13 protein-coding genes are annotated in these 11,913 nt (G+C 41.0%); 11 read left to right on the top strand and 2 right to left on the bottom strand.

Features of this window, described 5'->3' with window-relative positions:
* Positions 1-77: 77 nt before the first annotated feature.
* Positions 78-689: a dihydrofolate reductase family protein gene (locus ACQ2HE_RS11935; protein WP_430899172.1), complete on the top strand. Its 612-nt coding sequence runs from the start codon at positions 78-80 to the stop codon at positions 687-689.
* A gap of 19 nt (positions 690-708) precedes the next feature.
* On the opposite strand, the gene ACQ2HE_RS11930 is transcribed toward ACQ2HE_RS11935, so the two are convergent.
* Positions 709-1,554 carry a hypothetical protein gene (locus ACQ2HE_RS11930; protein ID WP_430899174.1) on the bottom strand — a complete coding sequence of 282 codons (846 nt, stop codon included), beginning with the start codon at positions 1,552-1,554 and terminating at the stop codon, positions 709-711.
* Between the two features lie 61 nt (positions 1,555-1,615).
* On the opposite strand from ACQ2HE_RS11930, the gene ACQ2HE_RS11925 reads away from it, so the two are divergent.
* The 8 genes from ACQ2HE_RS11925 to ACQ2HE_RS11890 all read left to right on the top strand — a co-directional run bounded on the left by ACQ2HE_RS11925 (position 1,616) and on the right by ACQ2HE_RS11890 (position 8,968).
* The gene (locus ACQ2HE_RS11925; protein WP_430902448.1) at positions 1,616-2,284 is read left to right on the top strand and encodes a pyridoxamine 5'-phosphate oxidase family protein; all 669 of its coding nucleotides are present in this window, start codon (positions 1,616-1,618) and stop codon (positions 2,282-2,284) included.
* Between the two features lie 211 nt (positions 2,285-2,495).
* On the top strand, positions 2,496-2,792 hold the full coding sequence (locus ACQ2HE_RS11920) for a hypothetical protein (protein ID WP_430899178.1): 297 nt from the start codon (positions 2,496-2,498) through the stop codon (positions 2,790-2,792).
* 29 nt (positions 2,793-2,821) lie between these two features.
* Positions 2,822-4,006, top strand: coding sequence for a serine hydrolase domain-containing protein (locus ACQ2HE_RS11915; RefSeq protein ID WP_430899180.1), 1,185 nt, complete (start codon positions 2,822-2,824; stop codon positions 4,004-4,006).
* A gap of 88 nt (positions 4,007-4,094) precedes the next feature.
* Positions 4,095-4,826, top strand: a complete 732-nt coding sequence (locus ACQ2HE_RS11910) for a hypothetical protein (protein ID WP_430899182.1) — start codon at positions 4,095-4,097, stop codon at positions 4,824-4,826.
* Positions 4,827-4,841: 15 nt separating this feature from the next.
* Positions 4,842-5,234, top strand: coding sequence for a DUF1801 domain-containing protein (locus tag ACQ2HE_RS11905; RefSeq protein WP_430899184.1), 393 nt, complete (start codon positions 4,842-4,844; stop codon positions 5,232-5,234).
* A gap of 68 nt (positions 5,235-5,302) precedes the next feature.
* The gene (locus tag ACQ2HE_RS11900) at positions 5,303-7,015 is read left to right on the top strand and encodes a tetratricopeptide repeat protein (RefSeq protein ID WP_430899186.1); all 1,713 of its coding nucleotides are present in this window, start codon (positions 5,303-5,305) and stop codon (positions 7,013-7,015) included.
* A 26-nt stretch (positions 7,016-7,041) separates the two neighbouring features.
* Positions 7,042-7,587: a dihydrofolate reductase family protein gene (locus ACQ2HE_RS11895; RefSeq protein WP_430899188.1), complete on the top strand. Its 546-nt coding sequence runs from the start codon at positions 7,042-7,044 to the stop codon at positions 7,585-7,587.
* A 103-nt stretch (positions 7,588-7,690) separates the two neighbouring features.
* Positions 7,691-8,968, top strand: coding sequence for a serine hydrolase domain-containing protein (locus ACQ2HE_RS11890; RefSeq protein WP_430899190.1), 1,278 nt, complete (start codon positions 7,691-7,693; stop codon positions 8,966-8,968).
* Between the two features lie 226 nt (positions 8,969-9,194).
* On the opposite strand, the gene ACQ2HE_RS11885 is transcribed toward ACQ2HE_RS11890, so the two are convergent.
* On the bottom strand, positions 9,195-9,428 hold the full coding sequence (locus ACQ2HE_RS11885; RefSeq protein ID WP_430899192.1) for a hypothetical protein: 234 nt from the start codon (positions 9,426-9,428) through the stop codon (positions 9,195-9,197).
* A gap of 58 nt (positions 9,429-9,486) precedes the next feature.
* Between ACQ2HE_RS11885 and ACQ2HE_RS11880 the strand changes: the two genes are divergently transcribed.
* Positions 9,487-10,719 (top strand): hypothetical protein, encoded by a 1,233-nt coding sequence (locus tag ACQ2HE_RS11880; RefSeq protein WP_430899194.1) that lies wholly within the window; start codon positions 9,487-9,489, stop codon positions 10,717-10,719.
* Between the two features lie 523 nt (positions 10,720-11,242).
* A complete protein-coding gene (locus ACQ2HE_RS11875; RefSeq protein WP_430899196.1) occupies positions 11,243-11,830 on the top strand; it encodes a Crp/Fnr family transcriptional regulator in 588 nt (195 codons plus the stop codon).
* Positions 11,831-11,913: the final 83 nt, after the last annotated feature.

The following is an 11,913-nucleotide window of genomic DNA, read 5'->3' as shown; positions in this document are numbered from 1 at the left end:
ACTCCTATTTTGACGCAAGAATACATCCGGATTTTCAATCCGCTGCTGTAGCTTTAATCATCACAAAAATCACTTGAATGAGAAAAATTACGGTATTAGCCATGATGTCGTTAGACGGTGTTATTCAATCGCCCGGTGGCAAAAAAGAAGATGTTTCCAATGGATTCAAATACGGTGGATGGGTGGCGCCATTCAGTGACGCGACCTACAATGAAGTAGTGAAAAAAGAATTGGCACCGGCCGCCTATTTATTAGGGAGAAAAACCTTTGAGATGTGGTCGAAATATTGGCCCCAACATGATGAAATATGGCCCGGTATTAACAAGGGCATGAAGTATGTATTCTCTAAAAAACTAAAGAATACCGATCCATTGATTAAAAACTGGGCACATTCAACCGTGGTGCCTACCATTGCGTCTATAAAAAAATTGAAACAATCGAAAGGTCCGCACCTGCATGTATGGGGAAGCAGCGAGTTAATACAACAACTACTAAAGCATGATCTGGTGGATGAACTTCGTCTAAAAATTCATCCAATCATACTGGGAAAGGGCAAGAAGCTTTTCGGTAGTGGCGCGATACCGGTAGCCTTCAAGTTAAAGGAAAGCATCACCACATCGAAAGGCGTAATTATCGCCAGCTATCAACGCAATGGTTCGGTTAAAACGAAGGATATAGATGCGGGATAGTCGTCAAAATAACCTTGATCTATAGAATTGTGATGGCTGCTGCTGCCAATCCCACTGTTGACTTGGAAATAGCTCCACCTGTAGCATTGTTTACCGAATATGATTGAATTTGAACATCACTCAATTTTAAACTTAGAATTGTAGTACGAAGGTTGGGTGTCAACAAATCAATAGTTCCCTGCTCTTTTCTCAAACCAGCCGCACCGGTATTGAGCCATTGACTCCAATCGGCGCCATCGATGGCAACCAATTCAATAGTAAAAGGAACTAAAGCATTAGAAGTGGGTCGAATGATCATTTCTGATATCTTTGAAACGCGCTTCGTTGGTAAGTTCCCAATGGTAATCGCATAATTAGACGACAATGCTTTTGCAGCTTTCAAACTAGGCGGAGCAATTTTTTGTCCGGTGGGCAAAGCGGCTACTTTCTTCGCTTTTATTTTATAAGACAAGACCACTGTATTTTTCTCTGAAGCATTCAACGCAGATATTTTCACTTCTTCAATACTAACGGATGAATATACTTTGTCTTCCAAATTGTTGTTATTAAAATCCAACATTTGAAATTCCAATTCGAGTGGAACAGTGCTAATACTAGCCGCTACTTTTGGTTGCAAGCTTGTTTTGCTTGTTGCCAATGTTTGGAGTGCAAGTACAACAGCTTTCGTAGCAGGGAGGTTGTTGAGCTGAATATCAAAACTCGCTGTGTGCACAGTGGCACCCGTTGCATCAACTGCATCGGTGCGAGTTAAGTTCTGTATTAGCGAGGCATTTTTATTGATGGTTAAAACAATGGATTGAGCAGCAGCGATGGCTACAAAACCAAAACTGGCCATCATAGTCATCAAGAAGGAATGAAATTTCATAAAAGTCTAATTTTAACTGTATGGCTGCAAAGTAGTCCATCTAGTAATGCACAGGTATCCCTTGATTCAGGGATATTCACTCCTGTTTTCTTGGTATTTTTTTGAACCAAATTCTTCTTTGTCTGTTTTTATGGGCATGAATGCAGAGATTAGGGCTGTATCCGCAGCCGAGATAGAGGATGAAATATGGGATTTGTTGAAATCCGGAGCTTCCAACCACAAATCAGCTTTTCACACGGCCACCATTGCTACTGTAGGTGACACTTTTCCGTTCATCCGGACAGTGGTATTGAGGGCAGCCAATAGGGAAGAAAAGTCCTTACGCTTTCATACGGATATTAGGTCGCCCAAAATCCAGCATTTAGAAAAGAACCCAAACATAAGTTGGCTGTTTTACGACAAGGAACTCCGAATTCAAGTACGCATAAAAGCGCAAGCAAGTATACATATTAGCGATGAAGTTGCTGAAATGGCGTGGGAGCAATCGCGTGTTTCTGCGAAAATGTGTTATACTACTACCGGTGGCCCGGGTACATTAATTGAAGCGCCTGAGCTAATACAGTTCAATGTAGCGGAGATGTCTATTGAAGATGAAACCTTCGCCCGATCAAATTTTGCGGTAGTTCTCTCTACAATTCAAGCAATGGATGTTTTATTCCTGCACCATTCCGGCCACAAACGATTTTTGATAGATTATGAGAAGGGGTTGCAGAGTTGGGTGCAGGTGTGAGGAGGAAAGGAGGCCTTCCGTGTCTTTGTGTTTATAATTTTTTAAACCACAGATTCAAAAGATTACAACAGATTTACACAGATTAGAGATTTCAACTAAAATCTTGCTGACCGAACCACAACCGCCAATCTGTGCTATCCTGTATTTAAAATTCACAGAATCTGTGGTTAAAAAAACACGGTAAAATCAACGTTTCTCCGCTATCGGATCCATGCTCATTGCTTCGCTTTTGGTAAGCCCACTGCCTCACGACCTAATTATCAACGCCGCCAGCCTACTAGGAATGATCTCAATTTCACTTACGCTGATTGGACTCTACAAAAGCAAGTGGTACGCAGTTTTTACTTGGGGTTTTATCAACATTCTATTGGTAATTGCCAATAATGTACTATATTATAACAGCAATCTTATTCAATTCCTACCCATTGTTCAAAAAATCAGCTTCGCAAGTTATCTGCTTTGGTTCAGTAGCATCAATATCAAACAATTCAAGTGTGCTTCACCATGAGTGACTCACTCAAGCTAACTCAACGTTGTATGAAATATTTCTGCTCATTTCTATTGCTTTTTTTCAGCTTAGCCGGCACTGCACAAACGGGAGGTATCCTCCGACTCGACCGCACTTTGGTAAGCATTGCTGCTGCCGATAGTTTCATCAAAAAAACGCTTGCGGAATCAAAAGTTAAAGGAGCTGCTATTGCTATCATCAATGGAAACAAGCCTGTGCTTTTAAGAGCCTATGGCTATCGCAACCAACCAGCAGGCGAAAAACTCGATACCGCTACCATCATGTACGCTGCCTCCTTCAGCAAAGCCGTCTTTGGCTACCTCTGCATGATGTTGGCGCAAGATGGACTGCTCAATTTAGACAAACCCATCGCATCCTACCTAAAAAAACCAATTGCAGCATACGAGTATTTCGCCGACCTGCAATCGGATGAACGATGGAAGAAGATAACACCGAGAATGTGCCTGTCTCATACCACTGGTCTCCCCAATGTACGCTGGTTCAGTCCCATTACAGGTGAAGAAGACACAGCGGGTATTATGAAGATCTATTTCGAACCAGGCTCTAAATATGCTTATTCAGGAGAAGGCTTCAAATTACTTCAACTGGCCATCGAAGAAAGCACAGGAAGAACAGTTGACGATTGGGCCACCGAAAAAATTTTCAAACCATTCGGCATGTACCGAACGGGATATGTATGGCACAATGATTTTGGTGACGACAATGTAGCTGTTGGCCACACTCAAAATGGATTGATCGACAAAAAGAAAAAACGCACTGAAGCAGCGGCCGGTGGTTCCATGGTAACTACCATCTCCGACTATGCGCGATTTACCCAAGCCGTTCTTCAACACAAGGGTTTGACTAAAAAATGGTTTGAGGAACTCACTACACCACAAATCAAAATACAGTCGGTGGTGCAATTCCCACCCATCACTACCGAAACCACAACAGAGAATAATTCAATTAATTTGAGTTATGGACTCGGCTGGGGCATTATTTACTGTAAAAATGGAAAAGCTATTTTCAAAGAAGGAAACGGAGGTGCTTGGAGAAATTATACGATCAATTTCTTGGAGCAAGGAACAGCTTTTATAATACTCAGTAATGATGAAAATGGCGAGAGCATCTTCCAGCCCATTATTGATACACTAATAGGACCTACTTGTATTCCCTGGAAATGGAATGGATATGTTCCCTATAATAAAAAATAGTGTAAATTTCACTACTAGAAAGTAAGTTTCTGCCACTCATATCTGAGGCTCCTTTATCCTCTGAAATCCATTCACCAAAACACTGGCAATGGAAAAGTACAAATCACTTCATCTTTGGATGATCGTACCCATGAGCTTCATGCAATTTGGGATCTTTAGAGACTATTGGGGAGACTTCAGCGACAATGCTTGGTCGGTGCATGTTCACTACTGGACCGGAACCGCGTGGTACCTCTACCTTATTTTACAACCTTATTGGGCTACTCATGGACAATTGGCTCGGCACAGAACGAATGGCATCATCGGAATGTTCCTTGCCGGTGGCGTGTGCATCACTGCTTTGAGCATGATGCATCGTGATCTTCTTAATGCGCAACACGCGGCGGAAAAAGCTAACGATTTTGGTCCCTTCCAACCTTGGTTCTTTATGGGCGTTGCCGCCGTTGAAATAGTAATGATGTTGGCTTTTGGATTTGCTATTATCCAAAGCATCATCCATCGAAAAAAATTAGAAAATCATGCCTGGTGGTTGATTTCAACCGTGTTTATCATTATGATGCCGGCCTTGGGTAGAGGGGTTCAAAATATTTATGTGGGATTGCACGCTGATCAATGGCCTAATATCAATATTATGACTCCCATTTATTATGCCAATATCATGATCATTGCAATGCTGCTATTGGGAGCCTACAAATACAATAAATTGCGCCATCCTGCTACCTATTTAGCTTTGATCGTAAATTTATTCAATTGCTTTGTTGGCGTATTGGGACATTCGGAACAGGTTCAAAATTTTTTAAAGTATTTGATTAAAGGATAAACAAAAGCTTTTCAAATGAACAAAGACATTTCAGACTATCATAATCTACAATCAGCATCTGACAAAGTTATTTGCGAGTTACTTTATAGCGAGATCTCTGATAACCTCGGCAATAGTGAATCCAAAGTATGGCACGGTCATCCTGTTTGGTTTATCAACGGCAATCCTATTGTAGGCTATTCTAAACTCAAAAAAGGCCTTCAATTATTGTTCTGGAGTGGGCAAAGCTTCGATGAACCGGAGTTAAAAGCCGAAGGCAAGTTCAAAGCTGCTAATCGCTACTATAATGATGTAAAAGAAATCAATAAAAAAGATTTGAAGAGATGGCTGACGAAAGCAATAGAAATTCAATGGGATTATAAGAATATCGTGAAAAGAAAAGGAGTATTGGAAAGAATTGCAGGCTAAAACGTACCTATTGAAATGTTTGTTCCTACCCTAGTAAACAATAAATTCATTTTAATAAAGGAACTTACATGAATAAAATATTAATCTTCGTTTTAACGAGTATCTTGTTGTTTTCCTGTAAAACAAAAAAAGAACCTCCAAAAGTAAGTAGTGAAAAAACAGAGGTCATTCACTGTGCTCCTCTAACCACCGACAAAGCTTGGTACAGTTCCAATACCAAAGCACCCTTGCTCAACGGCTTAGAGGGAATTGATTTTGTTATATCCACCATAAACAAAGAAGCGCAACGCTACTTTAATCAAGGTCTGATGTTAGCCTATGGCTTCAACCACGCAGAAGCAGCACGCTCCTTTTATGAAGCAACTCGAATCGACTCCACCTGTGCCATGGCATATTGGGGATTCGCCTATGTATTGGGACCCAATTACAATGCAGGCATGGAAGACGATAACTATCAAAGAGCTTACCAAGCTTCCCAAAAAGCCCTACAACTCTCAATTGCGGCAACTGAAAAAGAACAAGCTCTGATAAAAGCTTTAAGCTTTCGATATGCACCTACTCCGCCAAAAGATCGTCACTCATTAGACAGTGCATATTCCGCGGCAATGAAAAAAGTGCAGCAACAATTTCCAAACGACCCCGACGTAAATGCATTGTACGTTGAATCCATTATGGACATGCATCCTTGGGATCTGTATGTTAAAAAAACGAAAGAACCACGTCCATGGACACCTGAAATCGTTGCCATTTTAGAATCGTTGATTAAAAAATACCCTAAACATCCGGGAGCTCCTCACTTTTACATTCACGCAGTAGAGGCTTCCAAACATCCTGAAAGAGCTCTGGCCAGTGCCGATCTTTTACTCACACTGGTGCCTGGTTCCGGTCACCTGGTTCATATGCCATCACATATTTATATTTGGACAGGAGACTATCATAAGGGCAGTATCGCCAATTCAGAAGCCGTAAAAATTGACAGTGCTTACGTTACTACATGTCATGCTCAAGGTGCTTATCCGCTATCCTATTTCCCACACAACTATCACTATCTAACTGCTACGGCCACCTTCGAAGGCAATGAAAAATTGGCTTGGGAAGCAGCGATGAAAGTGCGCGCCAGAACCGCGGAAGAAATTATGCGTCAACCGGGCTGGGGTACGCTGCAGCACTATTATACCATTCCCTATTACGTTGCCGTCAAATTTCAACTATGGGACACCATACTGGCAATAAAGCCCGGTTTCAATGACCTTATTTATCCGAAAGCAATTTTACATTATGCAAGAGGTATGGCTTTAGTTGCGAAGGAAAAAATTTCTGAGGCAGAAAAAGAATGGGAGGCATTGTCTGCAATTTCCAAAGATCCCGGACTCAAAGAAATCACCATCTGGGGAATCAATAGTTCCGAAGACATCGTGAGAATTGCAACCAATGTATTGGCAGCACAGCTTCATCGCGCAAAAAAAGACTATGCAAAAGCCATTGAACTTTATAAAGTCGCCATTGAAATAGAAGACAATCTCAATTACGATGAACCGCCCGATTGGTTTTTTTCCGTTCGGCATTTCCTTGGTGGTGTTTACCTCGAATGTGGGAAATTTAAAGAAGCAGAGAAAACTTATAGGGAAGACCTGACTACTTATAAGGACAATGGATGGGCTTTGTTTGGCTTGTTTCTTTCCTTAAAGAATCAAGCCAAACCCGAAGCAACATCAGTCAAGAAAAAATTTGATGAATCGTGGAGATATGCGAACACTCCAATTGAGAAAATAATTCAGTAATAGAAACATCTATAAATAATTTCGTAATGAATCGAGACAGCAAGATTACCATCCATATGGTCTCCAGCCTCGATGGCAAAATAGCCAAACCCGATAACAGTATCGAATGGTTTGAAACCACTGATAACTATGAGAAAGGAGTTTCGGAACCGGAGTCTATGCCCACAAGCGTCGACTGTTACGTAATGGGATCAAAGACTTACGAGTTGGCTTTATCTCTTTCAAAAAAATACGGATGGCCATATGGTGATACTCCAACTTATGTGCTAACCAAACGAACTTTACCGGTTGAAAGAGCATCTGTAAAATTCTACCATAACAGTTTGGAGAAATTGTTCAAAGATTTAAGAGAGAATTATTCCACGATCTGGATTGTTGGCGGAGCAGCACTCACAAAATCGGCACTGGAAGCAAAGCTGGCCGACGAATTCAGCCTCATGATCTTACCTGTGTTTCTTGGTGAAGGGCTTCCTTTTTTCGAGCAAGTGAAAGCTGAATTTCCGCTCCATCTTAAACAGGTAAACGCCTATAAAAATGGAATGGTAGAACTTAGCTATCAGATAAACCGATAAGTCATAATCGATCTTCGAAAAAACGGGCTGTTGAATTCATTTAAAGCATGCAACAATTGATAAAACAGCCTGTCTTTTAGTGTAACACTAAAATTCGGCTGTTATGAGACGCATTTCTCTTGCACTTACTCTATTAACCGGGACGGTTCTATTGTCGTGCAATTCAGTTCATAACGGTCGAAGTAAAAACCTGACTTCTATTACAGATAGTTTAACAAAAGAACTCGATTCCTTCTCTAAAACAACCCTTATTCCGGGATTTGCAGTAGGGCTTGTGAATGAAAAAGAAATGCTGTACGGCAAAGGATTTGGTTTTGCCAAGATTAAAGATTCTATCGCATTTACCACTTCTACCGTACATTCCATTGCTTCGGTTTCAAAAACCTTTCTTGCCTTGGCTGTAATGAAATTAGTAGAAGAAGGAAAACTTTCGCTCAACGAACCCATTAACGCCATCCTACCCTATAAAATCATCAACCCTTATTATCCGAATATTCCGATAACGGTTCGGCATTTGGTGACCCATCAATCAACCTTAATTGACGATGCCTTTGTGCCATACTATATTGGAGAAGCGGACATTAGTATAATCAATGATCAAAAAAAGTACGATAGTCTTCCGGCTTATTTACAACCCAACCTCGAATATTATAGAATGGGTAAACGAATCAGCTTGGATCAAAACATTCGTAATTATGCTGTAGCCGGCGGTAAATGGTATACCGATAGCAGCTTTTTGAACAAGCAACCCGGAACCTTTTTTATGTATTCAAATCTAGGTGCCAGTATTGCTGCTAGAATTGTAGAAATCAGATCGGGTATGACTTATGAGAAGTTTACGCAACAGTTCATATTTGATCCACTTGGGATGAAAGCAACATTTTGGAACATCGAAGAGGCGGACCCATCAAAGGTTTCGCAGCTTTATGCCCACAACAAAGAAAAGGACCCTACCAGTGTGGTGGAGCATCCTCAGTACTACATGACGAATTTTCCGGTAAGTGGTTTGAAATCGAGTATAAATGATCTCAGCTTGTATCTTATGGAAATGATCAAAGCAAAACATGGAAAAGGCAGTTTATTAAAAGCGGCAACTTATGAGCAATTGTTTCAAGCGGCACCGGACGTGGAAGGGCTCAACAAATCAGATTCAGCTATTTTCAATGATAAATTTGCTATTAGTACATTTTGGTCGATCACAGGGGAAGGATACTACGAGCATTTTGGAGGAAATGTGGGTATTTATTCTTTTCTTTTTTTTGATCCAAATTCGAATACAGGTGCAGTTGGATTCTGTAATTTAAGAGATTCCGATTTCGGAGACTTGTTATCGATTGTTTATAAGTATCAGAAGAAGATTGCAAAGATTCACAAAGATTAATTCTTGACTATAGCCAACCATTAAAGTGAGTTGTGAGTTTTAAGTTCTGTGTATTAGGTGTTAGGCATTAGGCTTTAGGTGTTAGGCATTGGGCTTTAGGCGTTAGGCTTTTTTACCACGGATAGTGTGAATTAGAAGAGATTAGAGCCAGATAAATTAATTACGCTAAGTGAATTTCAGATTCAATCTGTGTAAATCCGTTGTTTTAAATCTATTGAATCTGTGGTCAAGAAATGTTCACCGCGGCGGCGCAGCGTCCTTCGACTGTGCCTTCGGCCCGCCCTTCGACAAGCTCAGAAACCTTCAGGACAAGCTCGCAGCGTTTCCGCAGCGCTGGCAGTTTCCCTGTATTTCCTCGTTCCTCGTTCCTGTATTCCCCCTGTTCTTCTTCATGCTCTTTCTCTGTATTTCCTCTCTCCTCGTCTCCTACCTCCTCCCTCCTGTATTCCGGCTGTTTCATTATTAATTATTCATTATTAATTCTTAATTAATAATTATCTTCCCTCCAAAACTTCTCTATGGGATTTTCTGCTTCATTGATATTCATTAAAGCGGGTAACCAGCCCGTTACTGATAAAAAAGTATTAGACGCCCTTTGGCAAGTGGGATGGGATTATACGGGAGACGCCAGTTTCGAAGAAGCAATGTTTGCTGATGAAGACAAAACCTATATAGCCTATTTCAATGATACCATTGTTATAGGGACACAAGAGATTCCTCTGTATTTTCTAAATGATGGAATTACAGGTTCGGAAGAATACCTCATCGAACAATTTGGAGACGCTGAAATAGCAGGTGTTACCCTGCAAAGTAGCGTTAATCATTGGGGATATGGCATCATTCAAAATAAGCAAAAGATAAGAGCCTATGGAGGCAACTACCAGGCGCCTGTTCTAATAGATCATGGAAATCCGCTTCCGGAAGAAATGGGCCTGCTGGAAAATAGAATTATAAAAGAAGACGGCGCTGTTTATTACATCATTGACGGTCAAGAATACAGTGCCGATGCAATTGGAGAAGAATTGGTATTTGATTTGGTACAACGTTATACGGGATATGCATTGAACGATGTTAACAACCCACTCGACACACTTGTATTCAAAAGATTTGAGAAGAATAAATATTACGATTCAAATACAAAAGCTGAAATCGCCGGCGATCTAACCCTTTCAGATGAATTATACGATCGCCTAGAACCAGAACAATACGGATACCAGAAAATTAAATTAACGCAACCGGATGGTTCTTTGGCAGATATCAAAAAATACATTCAAACGGCCTTAGCGAATGGGGCCATCAATCCTGCGATTGTATTTCAATTAAAACCCTTGGTGGTGGTAGCCTATGCATACGATATTGACTGCGTAGTACCACTGCTCTTTCCGGAAGGCTATGAACCGCCTATTGCAATTGAAAAAGGTCAGCGTTTGCTATCAATTAATATGTATGGAAAGAATGGTGGAGAATTGGAGCAAGACTTGATTGAAGGAAAGAATTCAACCGGCAGTTGGAAAACCTTCGCGCCTCATATTGCCGATTTCTATTCTACTGAAACGGCAGTTATTGAAGAAAAAAAGAAAGAAATTGAAGAACAGTATTGGGAACGCATACCGGTATTGATACAAGAGTACTTTAAAGTAAATCCCAATAGAAAACGTTTAGGGCTTAATGCCTATAGCGGATTTGCATTGAATTATTCCCGGCCCACTCCACCGCCATCGAAAAAACCGTGGTGGAAGTTTTGGGGTTAGGAGAAGGGAGAATTCATGTGAATGTTTTGTAATACAGTTAACCTGGAGATCAAGTTTTTGTGTTATTGAGTTTTAAGTTTTTAAGTTTTTAAGTTTTGCGCAGCTGCGCTGCTTGGAATTCGCAAAGGGGAAGAAGTTAAAAAAGGAGCGCAAAGGGTTTGTTATTCTAAAGTTTTTTTTGTCCACAGATTCTGTGAATTTTGAATACAGGATAGCACAGATTGGCGGTTGTGATTCGATCCGCAAGATTTTAGTTGAAACCTCTAATCTGTGTAAATCGGTTATAATCCTTTGAATCTGTGGTTCTAAAAAATTATAACCACAGAGAAACGGAGGGCCTCCTCTTTTCCTCGCCTTCCCGCAACGGCTATCGCCTGTCCCGTATAGTTCCTCACGGGACAGGCTCGACTGCTTTTGCTTCGCAAAACCAGCTTCTATCTTCCCTCCTCCCTCTTCATTTCTGTATTTACTCGTCTCCTCTTATCCTCCCTCCTGTATCCCATTTAATCCCTAACTTGCACTTATGAGTCATCAAACCCTCATAGCCTACATTAACCGCCAAATTGCAAGTCCTTTAACAGAGGAAGAATGTGCACTGATACAAGAATACTTTGTGCCAAAGAAATTGCGCAAACATCAGTTCTTGCTGCAAGAAGGAGATATCAGCAAGTGGGCCGGATTTGTAGTGAAAGGGGCATTGAAAATGTATACGGTAGATGAAACAGGAAGAGAGAACATCCTCGGATTGTTCCTTGAGAACTGGTGGGCAGGCGACCGCGAAAGTTTTGCCAATGGCACTCCATCGCCTTATTTTATCGATGCATTTGAAGATTCTGAATTGCTTGTAATGACCAAAGAGGTATTCAATGCGCATTTCAAAAATCAACGCTTTGTAGCGGAACTAACCCGCACTTTAACTGAACGTCAAGCGCTAAAACTCCTAAAAAGAGTACACGCCACCAAGACGCTCACCGCCGAGCAACGCTTACTCGATTTAGAAAAAACCTACCCAGAATTCATCCAGCGTTTTCCCCAACACATTATTGCCAGCTATTTAGGCATGACCAAAGAAACTCTCAGTCGTATTCGTGCGCAAATGATAAAGAAATAACAGGGTTCCAAAAGTGATGAACGTTGATCTATGTCAACGCTTTTTTTTATCCTATGCTATTGCCCTTCGCCCTCCATTGTTCG

The organism is Endoryza foliicola (genome assembly GCF_050589245.1).
Classification (GTDB): domain Bacteria; phylum Bacteroidota; class Bacteroidia; order Chitinophagales; family Chitinophagaceae; genus Endoryza; species Endoryza foliicola.
The sequence above is the reverse complement of the archived record's forward strand: the minus strand, read 5'-3'. Positions and strand labels throughout refer to the sequence as shown.

What these genes read in the sequence shown, in the direction of transcription:
- ACQ2HE_RS11880 (WP_430899194.1), top strand. Translation starts at nt 9,487, where the DNA reads ATGGGATTTTCTGCTTCATTGATATTCATTAAAGCGGGTAACCAGCCC.
- ACQ2HE_RS11935 (WP_430899172.1), top strand. Translation starts at nt 78, where the DNA reads ATGAGAAAAATTACGGTATTAGCCATGATGTCGTTAGACGGTGTTATT.
- ACQ2HE_RS11910 (WP_430899182.1), top strand. Translation starts at nt 4,095, where the DNA reads ATGGAAAAGTACAAATCACTTCATCTTTGGATGATCGTACCCATGAGC.
- ACQ2HE_RS11885 (WP_430899192.1), bottom strand. Translation starts at nt 9,428, where the DNA reads ATGAAACAGCCGGAATACAGGAGGGAGGAGGTAGGAGACGAGGAGAGA.
- ACQ2HE_RS11895 (WP_430899188.1), top strand. Translation starts at nt 7,042, where the DNA reads ATGAATCGAGACAGCAAGATTACCATCCATATGGTCTCCAGCCTCGAT.
- ACQ2HE_RS11930 (WP_430899174.1), bottom strand. Translation starts at nt 1,554, where the DNA reads ATGAAATTTCATTCCTTCTTGATGACTATGATGGCCAGTTTTGGTTTT.
- ACQ2HE_RS11875 (WP_430899196.1), top strand. Translation starts at nt 11,243, where the DNA reads ATGAGTCATCAAACCCTCATAGCCTACATTAACCGCCAAATTGCAAGT.
- ACQ2HE_RS11900 (WP_430899186.1), top strand. Translation starts at nt 5,303, where the DNA reads ATGAATAAAATATTAATCTTCGTTTTAACGAGTATCTTGTTGTTTTCC.
- ACQ2HE_RS11905 (WP_430899184.1), top strand. Translation starts at nt 4,842, where the DNA reads ATGAACAAAGACATTTCAGACTATCATAATCTACAATCAGCATCTGAC.
- ACQ2HE_RS11920 (WP_430899178.1), top strand. Translation starts at nt 2,496, where the DNA reads ATGCTCATTGCTTCGCTTTTGGTAAGCCCACTGCCTCACGACCTAATT.
- ACQ2HE_RS11915 (WP_430899180.1), top strand. Translation starts at nt 2,822, where the DNA reads ATGAAATATTTCTGCTCATTTCTATTGCTTTTTTTCAGCTTAGCCGGC.
- ACQ2HE_RS11890 (WP_430899190.1), top strand. Translation starts at nt 7,691, where the DNA reads ATGAGACGCATTTCTCTTGCACTTACTCTATTAACCGGGACGGTTCTA.